Origin of the sequence: Stenotrophomonas sp. OVS01A (assembly GCF_019969775.1) — a bacterium.
Classification (GTDB): Bacteria; Pseudomonadota; Gammaproteobacteria; order Xanthomonadales; family Xanthomonadaceae; genus Stenotrophomonas; species Stenotrophomonas indicatrix.
In genome coordinates this window covers 1,732,305-1,751,309 of record NZ_JAHXYV010000001.1, presented here as the reverse complement: position 1 = coordinate 1,751,309, position 19,005 = coordinate 1,732,305, and the positions used below count along the sequence as shown (strand labels likewise).

General features: G+C 66.6%; 19 protein-coding genes. 8 read left to right on the top strand and 11 right to left on the bottom strand.

Going from position 1 to position 19,005, the window contains the following annotated elements; all coding sequences use genetic code 11:
* Positions 1 to 163: 163 nt before the first annotated feature.
* From LC407_RS08220 to LC407_RS08205, 4 genes are read right to left on the bottom strand one after another with little or no spacing between them, the layout of a single operon-like run.
* Positions 164 to 541 carry a DUF2894 domain-containing protein gene (locus LC407_RS08220; RefSeq protein ID WP_033831301.1) on the bottom strand — a complete coding sequence of 126 codons (378 nt, stop codon included), beginning with the start codon at positions 539 to 541 and terminating at the stop codon, positions 164 to 166.
* On the bottom strand, positions 531 to 1,190 hold the full coding sequence (locus tag LC407_RS08215; RefSeq protein WP_025874313.1) for an OmpA family protein: 660 nt from the start codon (positions 1,188 to 1,190) through the stop codon (positions 531 to 533). The genes LC407_RS08220 and LC407_RS08215 overlap by 11 nt, the downstream gene beginning before the upstream one ends.
* Complete coding sequence (locus LC407_RS08210; RefSeq protein WP_223482605.1) at positions 1,187 to 3,451, bottom strand: DUF802 domain-containing protein; 2,265 nt, start codon at positions 3,449 to 3,451, stop codon at positions 1,187 to 1,189. Before LC407_RS08210 ends, LC407_RS08215 begins: the two co-directional genes overlap by 4 nt.
* Positions 3,452 to 3,461: 10 nt before the next feature.
* A complete protein-coding gene (locus tag LC407_RS08205) occupies positions 3,462 to 4,115 on the bottom strand; it encodes a DUF3348 family protein (RefSeq protein ID WP_032975341.1) in 654 nt (217 codons plus the stop codon).
* Positions 4,116 to 4,258: 143 nt separating this feature from the next.
* Between LC407_RS08205 and LC407_RS08200 the strand changes: the two genes are divergently transcribed.
* The 3 genes from LC407_RS08200 to LC407_RS08190 all read left to right on the top strand — a co-directional run bounded on the left by LC407_RS08200 (position 4,259) and on the right by LC407_RS08190 (position 6,918).
* On the top strand, positions 4,259 to 5,176 hold the full coding sequence (locus LC407_RS08200; RefSeq protein ID WP_025874316.1) for a M14 family metallocarboxypeptidase: 918 nt from the start codon (positions 4,259 to 4,261) through the stop codon (positions 5,174 to 5,176).
* A 91-nt stretch (positions 5,177 to 5,267) separates the two neighbouring features.
* Positions 5,268 to 6,062 (top strand): hypothetical protein, encoded by a 795-nt coding sequence (locus tag LC407_RS08195; protein ID WP_223482604.1) that lies wholly within the window; start codon positions 5,268 to 5,270, stop codon positions 6,060 to 6,062.
* Positions 6,063 to 6,354: 292 nt separating this feature from the next.
* Entirely contained in the window at positions 6,355 to 6,918 is a 564-nt protein-coding gene (locus LC407_RS08190; protein ID WP_025874323.1) for a fasciclin domain-containing protein, read from the top strand.
* 75 nt (positions 6,919 to 6,993) lie between these two features.
* Here LC407_RS08190 and LC407_RS08185 read toward each other — a convergent pair whose 3' ends face one another.
* The 4 genes from LC407_RS08185 to LC407_RS08170 are packed head-to-tail and all read right to left on the bottom strand — an operon-like array spanning position 6,994 to position 11,489.
* Positions 6,994 to 8,433 (bottom strand): efflux transporter outer membrane subunit, encoded by a 1,440-nt coding sequence (locus LC407_RS08185; RefSeq protein ID WP_223482603.1) that lies wholly within the window; start codon positions 8,431 to 8,433, stop codon positions 6,994 to 6,996.
* Positions 8,430 to 9,314, bottom strand: a complete 885-nt coding sequence (locus LC407_RS08180; RefSeq protein WP_223482602.1) for a biotin/lipoyl-binding protein — start codon at positions 9,312 to 9,314, stop codon at positions 8,430 to 8,432. Before LC407_RS08180 ends, LC407_RS08185 begins: the two co-directional genes overlap by 4 nt.
* Positions 9,311 to 9,526: a DUF1656 domain-containing protein gene (locus LC407_RS08175; RefSeq protein ID WP_025874327.1), complete on the bottom strand. Its 216-nt coding sequence runs from the start codon at positions 9,524 to 9,526 to the stop codon at positions 9,311 to 9,313. Before LC407_RS08175 ends, LC407_RS08180 begins: the two co-directional genes overlap by 4 nt.
* Positions 9,527 to 9,530: 4 nt before the next feature.
* Positions 9,531 to 11,489, bottom strand: a complete 1,959-nt coding sequence (locus LC407_RS08170; protein ID WP_223482601.1) for an FUSC family protein — start codon at positions 11,487 to 11,489, stop codon at positions 9,531 to 9,533.
* 77 nt (positions 11,490 to 11,566) lie between these two features.
* On the opposite strand from LC407_RS08170, the gene LC407_RS08165 reads away from it, so the two are divergent.
* A complete protein-coding gene (locus tag LC407_RS08165) occupies positions 11,567 to 12,382 on the top strand; it encodes a helix-turn-helix transcriptional regulator (RefSeq protein WP_223482600.1) in 816 nt (271 codons plus the stop codon).
* A 37-nt stretch (positions 12,383 to 12,419) separates the two neighbouring features.
* Here LC407_RS08165 and LC407_RS08160 read toward each other — a convergent pair whose 3' ends face one another.
* From LC407_RS08160 to LC407_RS08150, 3 genes are all read right to left on the bottom strand, one after another.
* Positions 12,420 to 12,950: a hypothetical protein gene (locus LC407_RS08160; protein WP_080148612.1), complete on the bottom strand. Its 531-nt coding sequence runs from the start codon at positions 12,948 to 12,950 to the stop codon at positions 12,420 to 12,422.
* 38 nt (positions 12,951 to 12,988) lie between these two features.
* On the bottom strand, positions 12,989 to 13,357 hold the full coding sequence (locus tag LC407_RS08155; protein ID WP_223482599.1) for a hypothetical protein: 369 nt from the start codon (positions 13,355 to 13,357) through the stop codon (positions 12,989 to 12,991).
* Positions 13,358 to 14,556: 1,199 nt separating this feature from the next.
* Positions 14,557 to 14,931, bottom strand: coding sequence for a hypothetical protein (locus LC407_RS08150; protein WP_093818509.1), 375 nt, complete (start codon positions 14,929 to 14,931; stop codon positions 14,557 to 14,559).
* A 575-nt stretch (positions 14,932 to 15,506) separates the two neighbouring features.
* On the opposite strand from LC407_RS08150, the gene moaA reads away from it, so the two are divergent.
* The 4 genes from moaA to LC407_RS08130 are packed head-to-tail and all read left to right on the top strand — an operon-like array spanning position 15,507 to position 19,004.
* Positions 15,507 to 16,487 (top strand): GTP 3',8-cyclase MoaA, encoded by a 981-nt coding sequence (gene moaA, locus LC407_RS08145; protein WP_222389279.1) that lies wholly within the window; start codon positions 15,507 to 15,509, stop codon positions 16,485 to 16,487.
* Positions 16,488 to 16,495: 8 nt separating this feature from the next.
* Positions 16,496 to 17,494, top strand: coding sequence for a bifunctional molybdenum cofactor biosynthesis protein MoaC/MoaB (gene moaCB / locus LC407_RS08140; protein ID WP_223482690.1), 999 nt, complete (start codon positions 16,496 to 16,498; stop codon positions 17,492 to 17,494).
* Complete coding sequence (gene glp / locus LC407_RS08135; protein ID WP_223482598.1) at positions 17,491 to 18,744, top strand: gephyrin-like molybdotransferase Glp; 1,254 nt, start codon at positions 17,491 to 17,493, stop codon at positions 18,742 to 18,744. The genes moaCB and glp overlap by 4 nt, the downstream gene beginning before the upstream one ends.
* Positions 18,744 to 19,004 (top strand): MoaD/ThiS family protein, encoded by a 261-nt coding sequence (locus tag LC407_RS08130; RefSeq protein ID WP_049463966.1) that lies wholly within the window; start codon positions 18,744 to 18,746, stop codon positions 19,002 to 19,004. Before glp ends, LC407_RS08130 begins: the two co-directional genes overlap by 1 nt.
* Position 19,005: the final 1 nt, after the last annotated feature.

Genomic DNA, 19,005 nt, shown 5'->3' with positions numbered 1-19,005 from the left:
CAACCCGCGTTGCTGCGTGTGCGCTTTAGCGTCGCATCCTGCAATGCCCGCAGCTTCATCTGCGGACATACGGGTGGGTAGTGCCGGCCGCTGGCCGGCAACTGCGGGATGCTGCGGAGGGTTCATGAGGCTGCCGGCCAGCGGCCGGCACTACCGCTATCCGTCAACCCGCGTTGCGCGGCTTGCGTGTGCGTTTGGGTTTTGCTGCATCACCGCCGCTGGCGGCACCATCCTGTAACGCCTGCAGCCACGACAGCGTATCGACATAGTCGATGAAGTGGCGCAGATACCCGGGGCTGGTCGCCTGCATCGTGTCCAGCATGCGCTGCACCAGCACCGCCGAGTTCAGCGGGCCACCATCCGCCGGGGCTTCGGTGCGCAGCGAGCGGCGCACCTGCAGTTCGCTGCGCAGCTCGGACCACTCGCGGCGCACGTCGTCCAGCATCGGCACCTGCGGGTAGTGCAGCAGCGATCGCGACCCGGTGTCGAGGTCGCGCACCAGGGCACGCAATCCCTCCAAAGGCGAGGACTCAGCTGCCATTGCCGTTCTTCTCGCCCGGCGCAGCAGCCTTGGGCTTGGGAATCGGCGCGATCTCCACACGGCGGTTGCGCGCGCGGCCATCTTCGTTGGCATTGGAGCTGACCGGCTGCTCGCTGCCGAACGCGGCGGCGAACACCGCATCGGCCGGTACGCCGTCGGCGATCAGGGTACGGGTCACCGTCAGCGAGCGCTGCGCCGACAGCTCCCAGTTGTCGGCGAAGCGGCGGTTGCCTTCCCGCACCGGTGCGTCATCGGTGAAACCGCTGACCATCAGGATCTCTTCGCGCGTGCCGAGATAGGCCGCCAGCGGCGCGGCCAGGCTGCGCAGCAGCTCCTGGCCTTCCGGCTGCAGCTGGTCGGAGTTCAGCGCGAACAGCACGCTGCCGCTGATGCCGATGCGGCCATTCACCAGCGTCACCCGGCCGGCGGCGAGCGGGCCGGCCAGCGCCTGTTCCAGCGTCTGCAGGCGCTTGGCTTCGGCCTGGCGCTGCTTGACCTCCTGGTCCAGGCGCTGCGACAACTCCAGCTGCACGGCGACCACGCCGACCAGGATCAGCACGAACGCGCCCAGCAGCACCGACATCAGATCGCCGAATGCCGCCCAGATCGGGGCGTGTGAGCCGCCGTCGACCTCCAGCTCGTCGCTCATGCGCTGCCGGCCTTGCCGCGGCGCGCGGCCAGCTGCTGCAGTTCTTCCATCACCTGCTTCTGCGACAGCAGGCTGAGGTCGACCACCTCGCGCGCCTGTGCCACGTAGTACGCCAGCTGCTCATCGCTGCGCGCCAGCGAGGCATCCAGCGCACCGCCAATCTGCTCCAGGCGCCCGGAGAGCTCTGCCGAAGCGGTGCCGAACTGCTCGACGGCAGCGCCGAAGGTGCCGGCCAGCTGGCCCACTTCACCGGCACTGCCATTGAGCAACGTGGCGATGCCATCGAGCTTGCCGGTCTCGGCCGCGATATGGTCGCTGAAACGGTTACCGACGCGTTCCAGCAGTTCGGCCGAGCCTCCGACCAGTGCATCCACAGCGGTGCGCTGCTCGTGCGAGGCGTGGTTGATCGCGTCCAGCAGGGTCTGCACGGTGGCCAGCAGGTGGCCGCGTTCTTCCAGCATCTTGTTGTCGCGCACCAGGCTTTCGGACAGGGTGCTGCGCAGTTCGTTGATGACCTCGGCGGCGGCCTTCGGTGCTGCGGCCGCAGTCTGCAGCAGGGTGGACACTTCGGCCAGCGTGGCGCTGGCCTGGGCACGGCCGTTCTCGCCGATCTGCTGCGCGGTCTGTGCCAACGTGTCGCAGACCTGCTGCTGCTGTTCGGCAAGGCGCTGGCCATCGGCCTGCAGGCGCTCGGCCAGATCGGTGGAAACGCTCTGCAAAGCGTCGCTCCAGCGCTGCAGGCGCTGCTCGTCGCCTGCCAGCAGCTGGGCCTGCAACGCCGCGTGCGCCTGCTGCAGCTCGGTACTTACCGCGTCCCAACGCAGCTGGCGCTGCTGTTCGCGTGCATCCAGGCCCGCCTGCAGTTCGGCATGCGCCGTGGCGGTGGCGGCCTGTGCGGCGTGCCAATCCTGCAGGCGCTGTTGTTCGTGTTCCTGCAGCAGCGACTGGCCGGCGGCGTGGCGCTCATCCAGTGCCTGCAGCAGCGCCTGCGCACGGTCATCCAGGTGGCTGCTGGCCTGCAGCAGCGCCTGCTGCTGGCGCTCGACCAGTTCACTGTTCAATGCATGCTGCTGTTCGGCAGCAGCGCGCCAGGCCTCGGCGTTGCTGCTGGCATCGGCCTGCAGGCGCTCGCCGATGCGTGCCACCAGGGCTTCACCCTGCGTGCTCTGGCCTTCGCTGAAGGACTGCAGATGCTGGCGCAGTTCGGCAACCAGCGCCTGCTGCGCGCCGGTCTGCTCGGCCACTACCTTGGCCCAGCTCGCTTCGGTCGCCACGCGGCTGCGCTCGAAGCCCTCGGCCAGACCATTCAACTGCTGCTGCACGGCCTGTTCGACACGCGAATGCAGCGCCTGGCCGTGGCTGGCCAGACCGGCCAAGGTGGTTTCGGCCATCGGTTGCAGCGCGCCACCAATGGCCGCAGCACTGGCTTCGGCCCCCTCGCGCAGCGACTGCTGCAGCGAGGTTGCCAGGCGTTCCTGCAACGCCTGGCTCTGCGTCAGGAACTCGGCCTGACCGGCCAGCAGGCGCTCATTGGCGGCCGCGCTGTGCTGTTCGAAGGTGCTGGTCATCGCCTGCAGGCGATCAATCAGCGTAGGCAGCGCCGCAGACTGCGACTGCAGCAGGCGCAGCGACTCGGCACGCTGCCAGGCTTGTGAATACGGATGCAGGTCAGTGGCGATGGCGCGGTCCAGCTGCTGCACCACCTGCAGGCGGTCGCGGCGCAGCAGTGCCGACAGCAGGCCCAGCATGGCCGAGCTGGCCACGCCGGCGATGGACGTGCCGAAGGCCACCGCCAGCCCCTGCACTGGCGAGGCCAGCGAGCCGCGGATGGCCGCCATGTCGGTGGCGCTCTGCAGCGCCAGGCCGGTGCCGCGCAGGGTGTCCATCATGCCCAGCAGCGTGCCGAGCATGCCCAGCAGCACCAGCAGGCCTACCAGATAGGGCGTCAGCACCGGCGAGGGCAGGGCGGTGCGTTCGCCTTCCACGCGCAGGCGCACGGCATTGCGCAGGCCCAGCGGCACACGCTCCAGCCACGGTGCCAGGCTTTCCTTGGCCAGCGAAAGGTCAGCCAGTGCGGCGCGCAGGCCATTGCTGGCCTGCCGGTAGCGGTACAGCTCCACGCCACCGGCGATGTAGCAGGCTGCGATGATCGCTGCCACGGCTGCACCCAGCGGGTGCACCGAGACATAGCCGACGCCGATCCAGCACACGGCCAGCAGGCCAGCAAGGAAGACAAGGACGTGGAAAACAGTTCTGGACATGGTGTTCCGGTCAGTGTGAGCGCAGGGCGGCAAGCAGCCCCTGGATCGGGTGGAAGCGCAGTTGCAGCTCGGCGAGCAGCAGCGTGCGCATGTCGTGGCGGAAGGACGCGCGCCAGCCGGGCTGGCCGTGCACGCGTTCGAATCGGGCACCCAGCACCGCCGGGGCGGTGGCAAGCAGGCTGTGCTCGCGCGGGCTCAAGGTCTGCTCCATCACCGCATCGACCTCGGCCAGCCGCGCCAGCTCCGGTGACGCCTGCACCAGCTGGTCGCGCAGGCGGCCGCGCAGACGGCCGGTAGCGGTCTGGATGGCCTGCTGCAGCACCCGGTAGCGCTGCCGCAACGAAGCGAAGTTCGGCGCGGCGGCGGCCTCGGCCAGGTCCAGCAGGCGCTCGGCCTCGGCATCCTCGCTCAGCGAGGCCAACAGGCTCGCTTCGGCCTGGGCGCAATCGGCCAGCAGATCATCCAGCGCTTCGGCGGCCTCGGCCGGTTCAGCCAGGCGGCCATCCAGCGCCCCGGCAAGGGCCACGGCACGGCTCCAGTCCACCCACTGGCCGAGGCGATCGGTCAGGGCGGGACTGGAGGCCGGCATCGCGCCGTCGCTGAGACGGGCGAGCAGACGGAGGAAGTCCGGTCCATCCACGACCGGCTGCGCTGCGTTCGCCATCAAGGGGTGGGGGCCAAAAACCGTTGATTTTACAACCAGATGAGGCCGGCCGTATGAAGGCGGGGGCGAGGGGCAGCACCGATCGGGCCACAAGGCTTAAAATGGTCGGCTGTACCACCGCACCCCGACTTCTGGAGCTTGAGATGACCGTTGCGCAGTTCTACCCGATCGGCACCCCCGGACAGCCTTGGGGCGACGCCGAACGCGCGCAGTGGCGGGCCCGCCAGCAGCGGCAGCGCAGCTACCACGAAGACGTGGTGACCGCGCTGGAACGGCTGGACGAGCGCTTCGACGTGGTGCAGTACGGCCAGCTGGACTACGCCCCGGACCACTACCCGCTGTTTGCGGTGGTGAACCACGACTGGAACCCGGCCCTGCCGACCGCGCTGGTCACCGGCGGCGTGCATGGCTACGAAACCAGCGGCGTGCATGGCGCCCTGCAGTTCCTGGAGCAGCACGCCGAGCGTTACCTGGGCCGCTTCAACCTGATCGTGGCCCCGTGCGTGAGCCCATGGGGCTATGAGCGCATCCAGCGCTGGAACCCCAACGCCATCGATCCCAACCGCAGTTTCCGTGACGGCGGCCTGATCGAAGAAGCCGCCTCATTGATGCGCTGGGTGGCCGAACGCAAGGCCAACATCCGGGTCCACCTGGACCTGCACGAGACCACCGACAGCGATCTGCACGAGTTCGACCCGGCCCGCTGCGCCCGCGACGGCAAGCCGTTCGAGCGCGACACCATTCCCGATGGCTTCTATGTGATCGGCAACAGCGAAGACCCGCAGCACGAATTCCAGAAGGCGCTGATCGCCGCCGTGGCCCCGATCACCCACATTGCCCCGGCCGATGCCGAAGGCAATCTGGTGGGCATGCCGCTGCAGTCGTTGGGCGTGGTGTGGGGCGAGTCGCGTTCCATTGGTGCATGTGCCGGCTTCACCGATGCGCTGTATGCCACCACCACCGAGGTGTACCCGGACAGCCCGCGCACCAACCCGCAGGAATGCAACGACGCCCAGGTGGCGGCGGTGTGCGCGGGGTTGGATTTCGCTCTGGCCAACTGATCGAGTACCGCATTGCGGCGCCGAGCCTTTGCTCGGCCGCTGCAGTGCGCAGCCGGGCCAGTCAGCTCCTTCTGCCCGCTGACGACGACTGTTGGACGCGTCGACCAAGCCGGGCACCGACGCCAGCGGGCAACCGCGCAGAGGTGCCGTCTTCGCCACGAGCATGGCTTCACGGCCCGCGAGCGATGCAATCGCGATGATGTTCTCTCCAGCGAAGCTGCGTGAGACACCATCGGGAATGCTCCAGAATCTGCTTCACCTTGCACCTCTGATCACCGCCGCCATGACCTGCGTAACGGCGCTGATCTGGGTGGTCTATCTGAGCGTGTTCCTGCGCAGCTACCGCCGCCAGCAACGGCCATCCATTCTGATCACCTCCGGTGCGGGCAAGCATCTGGATGCGCACTGTTTTGTGACCAACCTTGGGTTGGAGCCGGTGTATCTGCTGGATGTGGTCATCGATCTGATCGAGCCGGGCGGCAAGGTCGTCCGCGCAGTCATTCCCGAGCGCACTGAACATTGGAACAACGCTGTCCCCGGAGAGGAGGAGGACATCCGGCGCGCCACCAACGTGGGGCCGCTCAGCAGCGGCGGAGAACGCGACCTGGGCCGCTTCCGCACGCTCATCGACCGTGCCGGCACTGAGAACCCGGACATCAAGGCGGATATCGCCTTCACCAGCCTGGAGGTGACCGTCGTCATCGTGACCGCCAGCCAGGCCGAGCTCTGTGGCGCCTCGCGCTGCTACCACATCGACCACACCGTGGAAGGCGCGCCCTGCCTCATGGCCAAGACCATCAAGGCCAAGCAACTGCAGGGCTGGTTGGCACGCAGGTCCCTGACACGTCTGTTGAGTGCCCAGCTCAGGGCCAGCGGCGAAAGCTGAAGCAGCGCCCCTCTGCTTGGACAGCCGATCACGGCAACTCTCCGCTCTTCAGCGCATCACGATCCCGTGAACATCCTCACGACGCGGCACGCACCTTGTTGAACCGTTCACTGCCCCAGCGCCAGGCGATGCATCCGGCCATCGGCTTGCGGCGTATGCCCTCATGCACGCAACGCTTCTTCCCTGCTGCTACGGATGCCCTGCATTCCCGCATGGCTGCAAGGTGGTGCAGTGACGGCAGCGAACGCTGCGCATTTCCCAGCCCGGTTGGGCTATCAACGAGGACACGAACATGCGTACCCAGATCCAGCGCCTGACCCTTGCCGCCACCGTCGCGGTTGCCTGCGCAACTGCCCCGGCCGCCTTTGCCGCCGACAATCCGATGGTGGGTGGCGTGCCGATGTACGCGAACAAGACCATTGTCGAAAACGCCTCCACCGCCCAGAACCTGAGCACCCTGGTGACTGCGGTGAAGGCGGCCGGGCTCGTTGACACGCTCAGCGGCAAGGGTCCTTTCACCGTATTTGCTCCCGACAACCAGGCGTTCGCCAAGCTGCCCGCAGGCACCGTGGAAACACTGCTGAAGCCTGAAAACAAGGCCAAGCTGACCCAGGTCCTGACCTATCACGTGGTGCCGGGCACCTACACCTCCACCCAGCTGACCGCAGCAGCGCGCAGCCACGGCGGCAGCAGCACGCTGAAAACGGTGCAGGGTGAAGCGCTGACGGTGAAGCTGCAGGATGGCAAGGTCTGGGTGGTCGACGCCAAAGGCGGCAAGTCTGCAGTAACCACCGCCGACGTGAGGCAGTCCAATGGCGTGGTGCATGTGGTCGATTCGGTGCTGATGCCGAAGTAAGCCCAGGGCCGCAACATCGATGGCAGTGCGGGAGCGGCTGGTTTCACAGGCCAGCCGCTCACGATTGAGCGCGGTTCAGCGATCAAGCGCGTCGGGCGTTGCGCCTGCCGCCCCCCAGCCCCCACCCAGCGCCAGGAACAGATCCACCTGACGATCCCCCAGCTGCGCGCGCGATGCTGCCAGCGCAGACTCTGCATCGGCCAGCGCGGCCTCGGCAGACAGCACGTCGATGAAGTCGATCCTGCCGAACCGGTACAACTGCCCGGCCTGGTCGCTGGCACGTGCCGCGTCGTCGCGGGCGAGGGCAAGGCTGTGCTCGCGATCGATCTCCTGCGCGTAGGCCGACAGCGCGGTTTCGGTCTGCCGCAGCGCGTCCAGCACCACGCCATCGAACGATGCCAGCGTGGCATCGGCGTTGGCGCCGGCCGCATCGATCCGCGCCCGGGTTGCGCGGCGGTTCGGCCAGCGCCACGACAGCAGCGGTCCGAAGGACGCGCCGACGCTGTCGCTGCTCAGCAGCTGCTTGAATGAACCTGCCATGCCGACGGACGCGCCGATGCTCACCTGTGGGTACAGGGCTGCCGTTTCCACGCCGATCATCGCGGTGGCGGCCGCCAGGCTGCGCTCGGCCGAGCGGACATCTGGGCGGCGCTGGATCAGCTGGCCACCATCGCCGACCGGAACCGGTTGCTGCAGGCGCGGCGGTTGTTGGCAGTTGGCGACGTCCTGCGGATAGTCGGCTGGTACGCGTCCCATCAGCGCCGCCAGCGCGAACAGGGCCGCCTGCCGTTCGGCAACCAGATGCGGCACCGCCGCCGCACTGCGGTTGGCCGCCGCGCGTGCCCGGCTGACGTCGAATTCGGTTCCGCGCCCGCCGGCCGCCAAGCGGGTGGTGGCGTCCAGCGTAGCGCGCTGCGTAGCGAGCACCCGCTGCGTCGCCGCCAGGGTGAGGTTGGTTGAACAGATGCCGACATAGGCGCGGGTGACAGCGGCGGCGACCACCACCTGCACCTGGTCCCGTGCTGCAGCGACGGCCTCTGCATCGGCGCTGGCAGCTTCGATGCCGCGGCGGATGCCACCCGCCAGATCCAGTGGGTAGGCCAGGTGGATGCCGAGCGCATACACCTGCGGTGGCGAGGTGGGTGAGGTATATCCGCCGGCATGGGCCAGCGTGGCCGATGCATCCGCGTCGGTGCTTGCCGAGTGCTCGGCCCGGTACTGCAGCACCATCGCCGTGGCGCGGCGCAGGTTGGCATCGGCCGCGCGCAGATCGGTATTGGCCCGCAGCGCTTCGCTGACGTAGGCATCGAGCCGTGGATCGTCATACAGCTGCCACCAGCGGTCCGGCAGCTCGGTCTGTGCGTAGGCCGCCTGGTGTCTCGATACGAATGCGCGGCGGGCTGCCGGCGCGGCGGCAACCGCGTTGGCCGGCAGCGTGTAGTCCGGGCCGGACACGCAGCCGGCCAGCGACAGCGCACAGGCGAGTACACCCACGCGTGATACGGTGCCGATCACTTGCAGGCTCCCTGCGTGCGCGGAGTGATGGTCACGCTGGCGGTTCTGCCGACGATCAGGCGTGTATCCGGTGCCACGTCGTCCAAGTGGATGCGCACCGGGATCCGCTGCGCCAGCCGCACCCAGGTATACGTTGACGCAACCGATGGCAGCAGGTTGTGGGTGCTCGCGCGCTGATCGTCGGCAATGCCGGCGGCGATGCTCTCCACATGCCCATGCACGTCGCGGCCATCGCCCATCAGGCGGGCGACAGCGGCATCGCCTTCGTTGATGCAGTTGAGCTTGGTTTCTTCGAAATAGCCTTCGACCCGGAGGCTGGCGCCGTCGATCAGCGCCAGCGCCTGGGCACCCGGCTGCAGGAAGTCGCCCGGGTGCAGGTCCAGGTTGGTGACGATGCCATCGGCGCTGGCGCGCACTTCGGTGCGCTGCACGTTCAGCAGCGCCACCCGCCGCTCCGCTCGGGCCTGTGCAAGGCCGGCCACTTCGGTATCGACCTTGGCGGCATTGCGCTCCCGCGTTTCTGAAGCCACCAGGTTGCCCAGCGCGATGTCCCGCTTCGATTCACGGCGGGCAAGGGCAAGCGTGGCCTGCGCGCTGTTCACCGCGGCATCGGCCTTGTCCAGCGCGGCGGCGTAGCGCGGCTGGTCCAGCACCAGCAGCAGCTGCCCGGCTTTCACCCGCTGGTTGTCCTGCACCAGCACCTGGGTGACCAGCCCGCCCATGTCCGACGCCACGCGGATCACGTCCGCGCGCACGCGGCCGTCGCGCGTCCACGGCTGCGTTTCGTAACGGTTCCACAGGGACAGGGCCGCGATGACGGCAACGACGAACAGGCAGAGCGTTGCGCTCCAGCGTCCAATGACACTCAACAGGTGCTTCATTTCAGTTTCTCAAGCAGGGGCGCGAGCTGGATCAGCAGCTCCGCCAGGATCACGAACAGCGAAAGGCCCACCAGCGGGCGATAGGCGAACAGCCGGTACAGGCCGAGGCTTGCCAGCAGCCGCGAGGCCATCATCGACAGCGCCAGTGCGATGAGTGCCACCGCCAGCAGGCCGGGAACGAAGACGCCGTCAATGGAGATATCGGAGAACATCGACTCAGTCCCCATGTACGATCAACGGAGCGATCAGGTCGCGGCGCAGGCCGCAAAGCAGCGCAAGAACAGGCTTGGATGCGCCGTTGCTGCCAGCGATGATCACGTCGCGTGTGCGCTCGAGTGATTCCAGCAGCGGCGTATCCACTGTGCGGCATGTGGAGGTACGGATACGGAAGTGGGCGGACGCGCTGTGCAGCAACTGGGCCAGGCAGTCGCGGCTGCGGCGGTCAGTGAACGCCCCGCCAATTACGCGCAGTTCGGCCACGGCACTGGCCGCGCGCATGTCCGCAAACAGCGTCCGCAACGTGGGGGCTGCATCCGGATGGCCGCGCAGGCGAGGGGCAAGCAGCGCAAGCCGATCCACCATGCGGTTTGTCCAGTCGCTGGCATTTCGTACCTGCCCGGCGGCGCGGCGTGCGATGTCCCGCCGGATCACATCCTGCAGGCGCGCGCGGCTGCGATTGCTGTCCAGCGTCTGCAACAGCGACATGCTGCACAGCGCCGCCGCCGTGCCCACGAACAGCGCGACGCTGCTGTTGAGCGCGCCCGCGACGTGGGTGGCATTGGTGGCACCCAACCCGGCGATGAGGGGGAAGGTGAGCACTACCCCCAATGCGGCCATGATGAACGGCGGGCGGGCGAGGAACGAGCCACACACCAGCAGTGCCGGCGCCAGTGCCATGGCCAGGCCGACGAAATCGGACAGGCCCGGAAAGATCACCAGCGCGTAGAACAGCCCGATGACCACGCCGATGGTCGACCCGATCAGATAGCGCATGACATGCCCGGCAGGTGCCTCTGTGGTCCCGAACAACACGCAGGCGGTGCCGATGATGGAGACGGCGGTTGCACCGTCGGACCACGCAGTAGCGATCCACAGCGCGCAGGCCAGTAGGATGCCGACGAAGGCGCCCAAGGCGCTGCGCAGGGCGATCCGGTGGTCACGATGCAGCACATGACCGTTCGCCTTCCTGGCAAGGTGCACGGGTACATGCCGGCGCCAGTCCGGGCGGGCGGCGTGCAGCTGCTCTTCCAGCAGCCGGCAGTCGTGATGCGCAGCATCGAGTTCGGCCTGACGTGCGCAGAGATCTGCACGCATCAGTTCCTGCCATGTGGTGTGCGCTGTGCCGGCGGGCTGCGCGCGCAGCTGGGCCTGTGATTCGTCCACGGCGCTGGACAGCATCAGCACATCGAGCATCCGGTCATGCAGTGCGCGCAGGATCTGCACCTGGGCGACGCCGTGCACACTGTCGAACGGCAGGTGGATGGACAACGTGTGCAGGTCGAGGAGATCTGCGGCTACCTTGGAGCGATCCGCAGCCAGTACCGTTTCGTTTGCGCCAGCGCGCATGTCCCGCGTCCAGCGCTCCGCATCGGCGAGGATCGATGCCAAGCGCGCGTGCACACGCGGCGAGACCCGGCGTGGCCACAGCAGGCCATGGACCAGCGTCGCCGCAAGAATGCCGATGGAGATTTCCTGCACGCGGGTGATGGCGATGGTGAAGACGTCATCGGGCACCATCACCGCCGGGAAACCAATCAGGCTGGTGGTATACCCGGCCAGCAGGAAGGCGTACGCACGCGGTGTGCGGTCGAGCATGGCCAAATACAGGCACAGGCCCATCCAGGCGGCCAGTACCACGCTCAACACCATCGGCGCGTTCGCGAACCGCGGCACCAGCAGCACCGTAGCAACCGCACCGCCGATCGTTCCCAGCAGCCGGAACAGGCCCCGGCTGAGAGTCGCGCCGGACATCGGCTGCGACACCAGGTAGACGGTGCCGATCACCCAGAACGGGCGGGTCAGGCCGATGCGCAGCGAGACATACAGCCCGAGGATCGCGGCGAGCAGGCATTTGAGCGAGAACAGCAACGCTTCGCCGTCGCCCTTCAATGCGGGCGACATCAACAGCGCGATGGGGCGCGAAAGCCAAGGGCGGGTAGGGACGGGGATGTGCATGCCGCCATCGTATTCAGCGAGCCCCGCCGCCGAATTTCGCTATAATGTCAGTCTATCGCTGAATCCGGTCATAGAGAATGACTCGCATTTCACTGCCTGGCTTTGATCTGAACCCGGACGCGACGGATCGGCCGGCAGTGGCCAGCCGCCTGCAGGTGGCCGACCACGATGCCGAGATTCCGGTGCATGACCACCGCAAGGGACAGCTGATCCTGGCACTTCATGGCGCGGTGACCTGCGAGGTGGCCAATGCGCTGTGGATCGTGCCGCCACAGTGCGGCGTGTGGATTCCGGGCAGCATGCCGCACAGCAACCGGGCCACCGCCAACGCCCGCCTGTGCTATCTGTTCGTCGAGCTGGGCGTTGTCGACCTGCCACTGCACTGCGTGACGCTGTCGATCTCGCCGATGGTGCGCGAGATGATCCTGCACCTGGCCGATGCGCCGCAGGACTACCCGCGCGGCGGGCACACCGATCGACTGGCGCGAGTGCTGCTGGACGAACTGGTGCAGATGCCGGCCGAGCGGTTGTACCTGCCGGTGAGCGACCACCCCAAGATCCGTGCGCTGGCTGCGGCGCTGTCAGCCAATCCGGCCGATCGCAGCACCATCAGCGAGTGGGCCAAACGCCTGGCGTTGGGTGAGCGCACGTTGACGCGGCTGATTGATCGGGAAACCGGACTGTCGTTCGGGCGCTGGCGGCAGCAGCTGCATCTGCTGGTTGCGATTCGCGAGCTTGCCGGCGGCGCGGCGGTGCAGCGGGTGTCTGAAACCCTGGGCTATGAATCGGTGACGGCGTTCATCACGATGTTCAAGAAGGCGCTGGGGCAATCGCCTACGCGGTATTTTGCGGCGCGGTTGCGGAATCAGGATTCGGCTGCGCGTGGTGGTTGACGTTGACTGGCTGACGTTGATTGGCTGAAAGGAAGTATCAGCTCTCCGCGGAACTGCGTTTGTCACGTATCGAATAGATCACTGAAAAGATCTTCCAGCCCCGCTCGGTGCGGACCAGCTGCCACATTTCCCTGCCCCAGTTTGCCTTCACGCCGTTGGCATGGAAGCTGTAGTCGAACGACACCGATGCCACATCGCCGTCTGTGTCGATCTTGGTGTTGAAGAACTTCTCCTCCCGTGGCTCTGCCGTGGCCACTGCCTCATCGATGAGCGAGATGAAGTTGTTCGACGGAATATTGAGTGCCTTGATTGCATCGGGCTTGACCCTGCGGATGTCTGCCAATCGCCGGTCCTCGGACACGAACTGCCAGCCGATGTCTTCCGGCTTGTCCGAAAAGAACAAGCTCATGTAGGTCGGTTTGTCCTTGTTGATCAGCGAGGTGCGGAAGGACTCGATCACCTGTTCGATCGCTTCCACATCGGCAGGCGTGCGTTGCTCTGCGTAGACCGGAAGGCTGGGCAACAGGCAAAGGGCGAGGGTGGTGAGGACCGTTCCTGGAGTGTGCATCTGTAGTGTCGGGTTGCAGGGGAGGGCGGGCATGCGCATCAGCGAGCGTACGTGCGCCAGAAGAGCACATGATCGCCGGTTCCGCTTGTTGCGACGAAGATCGACTTGCCGAATTCGGGCTCGCAACGAAAGAAGATATAGGAGCGCTTCAGAGCGGTCTCACTCGGCCACCAGCTTCGATTGAACAGCGCCGGCTGGGTAGCGCTGTGGTTGACGGGCCGGCAACCGGGCGGCAACAGCAACTGCTTGCTGCGTGGTTTGCTGAAGGCAAGCGCGCTCACGTTTGAATCGAGGTCGTGCACCTCGCGCAGGTCGGTCGCCTCCTCGGGCACCCACGCGGGAATCCAGCCCTTGGCAATCATCTCGGCGTCGACGGCTTCCTGCTTCGTGGCGTAGGAGCTGTCCATCACCAGATCCAGATCGCAGGAGATGAGTATCAAGCAGAGTGCGAAGAGGAGGAACAGCCTCATGCGGTCTGGAAATGGAGGTAATGTCGGGGTCATAGACGATCCTGCAGCGCATCCTTGCATCACTGGCTTGACGGTGCACGCTAGCACTAATGAAGACTGGAAGCAGTTTGGGGGAGTACCCTGATCACCAGGGCAGGGGCGTTGCCGATATCGATAATCGTGACCGACATCCCACGGCTTGAATTGATTATGTAATGGGGCCGCCGCAATGCAGAGCCACTTGACGGAGAGCATTCTTCCTGCAGTGATCAGGTCAAGGCAACAGTGGGATGATAGTGGCAAACATCGATTGATAATCAGGGGGCGGTGAATTGAAGAACGTCGCGCTTGTCCTAGGGATCGCACTGAGTAGTGCGGCATGTTCCACACTTGATGGTCACAAGGTCTGCAGTGAGGCCCAGATACGGTATGTCGAATCGGCTTCAGTTGCCGAATCCTGGGTTGGCAGATTCGAGGTGACACATATGTCTGGTCCCGCAATCCTGATTGCGCTCGACGGTCCTGACGGTCATGTCGCTGCCCGGAGCGCGGTCACCGAGCAGAGACCGAAGGGAAGCCCAAGTTGGAGGATTTTCAACCCGATCCTTGAGGAGGTTGCTGGCCCCACCCGGAGTCTGCGTGTCAGTCGCGGCAAGCCGCAGGTAGTATTGTTTGATGCAAACGGGCTCTTCGTTCCCGGGCAGGCAGATGAACATAAGGAATACTCAGTAGTGTTTCGCGACATCAATGGGTGTGAGTACAGGTCTGAGCCTTTCACCCCTTGATGCCGACTGCCGGAGCGAGGCTTGGGCTGTTTGTGGCGGGTTCGGGAATCCGTAGCGGCCAATGCATAGGCCGACGATTGATGCCCCTTTGTTTGAATTCGGCGAATTTTTCCAGCAGTCCTTCATGTCAGGCTTGATTCTCTGGGCAATGGCATTGGGCGCGATGGGTTACACCTTGGTTACAGGCAGAGGCCAGGGGGGGCGATTGTTTGCTGCCATTGCCGCAGGATGCCTGCTGGGAAGTTTTGCTTCTTCCTGGTTGTTCGCCTCACGAGGTGCAGTGAAGCGCTAGCTTTGCTGTCCCGGCATTCCAACTGGAGCCTGCTGGCCGGCCTGTCATAGCGAGAGGAGTGCAATCCAAACGGTTCGCATTTACCGTTCTACCTGCAATCGCCCCACAGCCTGCGCACTCAACGCCAGGCACGCCAGCATCAGCCCCTCCATCACCCGGTCGCCCACATAGTCCTCGGGCTCGCCGTTCTGCCGGGTGCGCTCCGCCGCCAGCAGTACCTCCTGCACCACCCGCAAGCCGGCCAATGCGCAATCGGCATCGGCAAGCGCCATGCAGCGCCCGGGCAGCTGGTGTCGCTCTGGCCAGGGCTGCCCGTCGGCGGCGGCGCCTTTGCCGATGCGTCTCAGGTTGGCACTCAGGGTGTTCGCATCCGCACGGGGCACAGCCTCTGCCAGGTCATCGGCGTTGGCCGGGTCACTGTAGGCGTGCAGGTGGGGAAGGTCAGATCCGTTCATGGCGAGGCTCCGTGCAAGGCAATCGGTAGCCGCCACACAGAGGTGGCGGGCGGTACGTGGTTCGAATCCGGGTTGACGTCAAGCCGGTGGGCGCGAACGCCCCCACGCACCGCCCGCCATAGCCGGCAGACGGATTGCCAGCCGGCGCCACGGAATGTGGACGCCGGCTGGCAAGCGCAATCACTCAACGCCAACACGGGATTCGAAACCCGGCCACCCGTTTTCGGTGGCACGCCATCTGAGCCCGCGTCGCTGTGCAATGCCAATCAGAAGAGTTGCAAATAGCTCACGATTGGAGACGCTTTCGGCATTGAACCACGCTGTTAAGTACCGGCACTGCTGGCTGCCGCGATGACCCACCGCGACCAGGTAATCTGCGACAGGTGTCGTGGTTGGGTGAAGAAGCGGGACGTAGCGGCCGGTTCGAAAACGACAGGGTTGAAGGCCGTACCCCCCAGCGCCACCGCAGTCGAGCGCCGGGTTGACGCTTTCAGCGCCCCGGCGCACTCTGAGGGCTCGGGTCGACAACCTGTTCAGGCGCCCAGCGGCATGGTGGGCTCAGGAGTGAAACAGCCATGAGCCAACTCACCGACGGGTTCGGACGCCGCTTCCCGTATCTGCGTCTGTCATTGACCGAGGCCTGCAACTTCCGTTGCAGCTACTGCCTGCCCGATGGCTATCAGGCCGACGGCCGCCCGCGCTTCCTGGCGGTGGACGAGATCGCGCGCCTCGTGCGCGCGTTTGCCATGCTGGGGATGAGCAAGATCCGCCTTACCGGTGGCGAGCCCAGCCTGCGCAAGGACCTGGACGAGATCATCGCCACGGTGGCGGCCGTGCCGGGCATCCGCAAGGTGGCCATCACCACCAATGGCACGCTGCTGCCGCGTCGCCTGCCGGGCTGGCACCGGGCCGGCCTGACCGCGCTGAACGTAAGCATGGACAGCCTGCAGCGCGAGCGCTTCAGGACCATCACCGGCCACGACCGCCTGCCGGACATCCAGCAGGGGCTGGAGATGGCGCAGGCACTGGGCCTGCCGGCCATCAAGCTCAACGCGGTGCTGCTGCGCGGCCTGAACGACGACGAGCTGCCGCAGTGGATGGCGTTCCTGCGCGACCGTCCCTTCAGCGTGCGCTTCATTGAACTGATGCGCACCGGCGACAACGAAGCCTATTTCCAGCGCCACCATCTGCGCGCCGACGTGGTGATCGAGCAGCTGCTGGCCGCTGGCTGGCACGAGCGCCCGCGCGCGGACGATGCCGGCCCCGCGCGCGAGTTCAGCCACCCGCAGCATCGCGGCACGGTGGGCATCATCGCCCCGTACTCGCGTGACTTCTGCAAGGGCTGCAACCGCCTGCGGGTGACCGCCAAGGGTGACCTGCGGCTGTGCCTGTTCGGCGAATTCGGCGTGCCGCTGCGCCCGCTGTTGCAGAGCGACGACGACCAGGACGCGCTGCTGGCACGCATCACCACACAGCTTGGCCTGAAAGCGGCCGGGCACGGATTGCACCAGGGCCAGACCGGATTGATTCCGCACCTGGCTTCGATTGGAGGATGAGGAACACGATGCCGGGTGATCTGAAGGCGGCCTTCCACATGGCCGATGTGCGCGACAAGCGTATTACCCGCCGCCGCGCGGTGGCGGTGGGCGAGCTGCATGCCGGCCCGGTGGCCTACCCACTGATTGTCGAGCGCCGGTTGCCCAAGGGCGATGCGCTGGTGATGGCCGAGATTGCCGGGCTGCAGGGCGCCAAGATGGCCTCGATGCTGATGCCGCTGTGCCACCCGCTGCCGCTGGAACTGGTGCAGGTGTACTGCGCGCCGGTGCCGGAGCGGCAGGCGATACGGGTGTGGTGCGAGTGCGCCAGCGAGGCCCGCACCGGTGTGGAGATGGAGGCGCTTGCCGGCGTCAATGCGGCACTGCTGACCCTGTACGACCTGAGCAAGCCGGTGGAGCCGGCGCTGCGCATCGAGGGCATCCGCCTGTTGTTCAAGGAGGGCGGCAAGCGCGGCCTGTGGCTGCATCCCGACGGCATGGACGAGGGCGAGAGCGCGCGCTTCAGGCCGCGCCCGCCGAAGGGCCTGAACGGCGCGGCCTGCGCGGTGATCACCCTGAGCGATCGCGCCAGCGAGGGTAGCTATGCCGACGAGTCCGGCCCGAAGCTGGTGAGCGGGCTGCAGGCGCTCGGTGGCGAGGTGGTGGCTGCGGAGGTATTGCCCGATGGCATCGAGCCGCTGGCGGGCCGCCTGCGTGCGCTGGCGGGCGAGGGCGTACGCCTGTGCCTGTGTACCGGCGGCACCGGGCTTGGCCCGCGCGACTTGACCCCGGAGGCGCTGCGTTCGTTGAATGCGCGGCCGGTGCACGGCTTGGCGCAGATGGTGCGCGCGTTGAGTGCGCAGCACACGCCGATGGCCTGGCTGAGCCGGGCCGAGGTGGTGCAGCTGGATGACATGCTGGTGTTTGCGCTGCCGGGCAGCCCGCGTGCGGCAGCGCAGTGCCTGGACATTCTGGCGCCGGTGCTGGGCCACGCATTGGCGATGGTTGATGGCGGTGGCCACGCATGATTGCCTACAGCGAAGCGCTGCAGCACCTGATGGAAGCCGCCACGCCGCTGCCGGCCGAACACTTGCCGCTGCATGAGGCGGGTGGACGCATCCTGGCCACGGACATCATCAGCGGGCAGTCGTTGCCGCCGTTCGACAACTCGGCGATGGACGGCTTCGCGTTGCGCGCCAATGGCACGCCGTTCGAAAGCGATACCGAATTTGTGGTGCAGGGCTGGCAGGCGGCGGGCGACGCCGGTACCGAGGGCGGCGACGGCGCATGGGAAATCATGACTGGCGCGCGCATGCCGGTTGGGCTGGATACGGTGGTGCCGATCGAGAACGTGGAGATCCTTGCCAGCGAGCAGGGTCGCCCGACCCGCATTGCGTTGAAGAGCGGGGTGAAACCTGGCCAGAACGTGCGCCTGCGCGGACAGGACGTGGAAGAAGGCGAGCGCGTGCTGCAGGCAGGGCAGGCGCTGGACATCAATGCACGCACCCTGCTGCACGCCATCGGCGTGGCCGAGGTGGCGGTGGTGGCCCGGCCGAAGGTCGCTGTCATTGCCACTGGCAAGGAGCTGGTGACCGAAGCGGCGCAGGCGCTGGACTCCGGACAGATCCGTGACAGCAACCGGCCCTACCTGATCGCCCGCCTGCAGGCCGCCGGTGCCGAGGTGGTGTGGCAGGGCACGGTGGGCGATGACGTGGCTGCCTTCGATGCGGTGCTGGACGACACGCTGGCTGCGGGCGCGAATGTGCTGATCAGCACCGGCGCGGTGTCGGCCGGCCGCTACGACTTCATTCCCGATGCGCTGCGCGCCCGCGGCGCCCGCATCGTGTTCCACAAGGTGGCGATCCGCCCAGGCAAGCCGCTGCTGTTTGCAGTGCTGCCCGATGGCGCGCTGTATTTCGGCCTGCCGGGCAATCCGGTGTCGGCGGCGGTGGGGCAGCGTTTCTTCGTTGAACCGGTGCTGCGTCGCCTGCTGGGCCTGGCCGCAGAGCCGCTGCTGCAGCTGCCGTTGCAGGCCGATGTGCGCAAGCCGCCGGGCCTGCGCTTCCACGCGCGTGCGCGGGTGGACGTGGACGCGCAGGGGCGCTTGAGCGTGCGCGTGCTGTCTGGGCAGGAATCGTTCCGTTTGAAATCCATGCTGCAGGCCAACGCCTGGGTGGTGCTGGAGGGCGAGGGGGACCTCGTCGCGGCCGGCACGCTGGTGCGCGTGCAGGGCTGGGGCCACCAGGACCCGCTGCAGCTGGCAACCCAGGAGTCATGATGAAGCAGGTGAATCTGCAGTTGTTCGGTGCGTTTTCCGATCTGGATGCCAGCCGCGAGATCGCGCTGGAGGTGGCCGGTGGCACGGTGGCCGATCTGCGCCAGGCGCTGCGTGAGCTGTTGCCGGTGCGCTTTCCCGGTTTCCGCGCCGGGTTGCTGGACTATTCTGCCTTTGCCGACCAGCAGCGCGTGCTGCGTGACCACGAGGCGCTGCCAGCCGATGGCAAGGTGGCGATCCTGCCGCCGGTGAGCGGGGGCTGAG

Coding starts and splice junctions, on each gene's coding strand:
- LC407_RS08220 (WP_033831301.1), bottom strand. CDS start 541: ATGGCAGCTGAGTCCTCGCCTTTGGAGGGATTGCGTGCCCTGGTGCGC.
- LC407_RS08215 (WP_025874313.1), bottom strand. CDS start 1,190: ATGAGCGACGAGCTGGAGGTCGACGGCGGCTCACACGCCCCGATCTGG.
- LC407_RS08210 (WP_223482605.1), bottom strand. CDS start 3,451: ATGTCCAGAACTGTTTTCCACGTCCTTGTCTTCCTTGCTGGCCTGCTG.
- LC407_RS08205 (WP_032975341.1), bottom strand. CDS start 4,115: ATGGCGAACGCAGCGCAGCCGGTCGTGGATGGACCGGACTTCCTCCGT.
- LC407_RS08200 (WP_025874316.1), top strand. CDS start 4,259: ATGACCGTTGCGCAGTTCTACCCGATCGGCACCCCCGGACAGCCTTGG.
- LC407_RS08190 (WP_025874323.1), top strand. CDS start 6,355: ATGCGTACCCAGATCCAGCGCCTGACCCTTGCCGCCACCGTCGCGGTT.
- LC407_RS08180 (WP_223482602.1), bottom strand. CDS start 9,314: ATGAAGCACCTGTTGAGTGTCATTGGACGCTGGAGCGCAACGCTCTGC.
- LC407_RS08175 (WP_025874327.1), bottom strand. CDS start 9,526: ATGTTCTCCGATATCTCCATTGACGGCGTCTTCGTTCCCGGCCTGCTG.
- LC407_RS08170 (WP_223482601.1), bottom strand. CDS start 11,489: ATGCACATCCCCGTCCCTACCCGCCCTTGGCTTTCGCGCCCCATCGCG.
- LC407_RS08165 (WP_223482600.1), top strand. CDS start 11,567: ATGACTCGCATTTCACTGCCTGGCTTTGATCTGAACCCGGACGCGACG.
- LC407_RS08160 (WP_080148612.1), bottom strand. CDS start 12,950: ATGCACACTCCAGGAACGGTCCTCACCACCCTCGCCCTTTGCCTGTTG.
- LC407_RS08155 (WP_223482599.1), bottom strand. CDS start 13,357: ATGGACAGCTCCTACGCCACGAAGCAGGAAGCCGTCGACGCCGAGATG.
- LC407_RS08150 (WP_093818509.1), bottom strand. CDS start 14,931: ATGAACGGATCTGACCTTCCCCACCTGCACGCCTACAGTGACCCGGCC.
- moaA (WP_222389279.1), top strand. CDS start 15,507: ATGAGCCAACTCACCGACGGGTTCGGACGCCGCTTCCCGTATCTGCGT.
- moaCB (WP_223482690.1), top strand. CDS start 16,496: ATGCCGGGTGATCTGAAGGCGGCCTTCCACATGGCCGATGTGCGCGAC.
- glp (WP_223482598.1), top strand. CDS start 17,491: ATGATTGCCTACAGCGAAGCGCTGCAGCACCTGATGGAAGCCGCCACG.
- LC407_RS08130 (WP_049463966.1), top strand. CDS start 18,744: ATGAAGCAGGTGAATCTGCAGTTGTTCGGTGCGTTTTCCGATCTGGAT.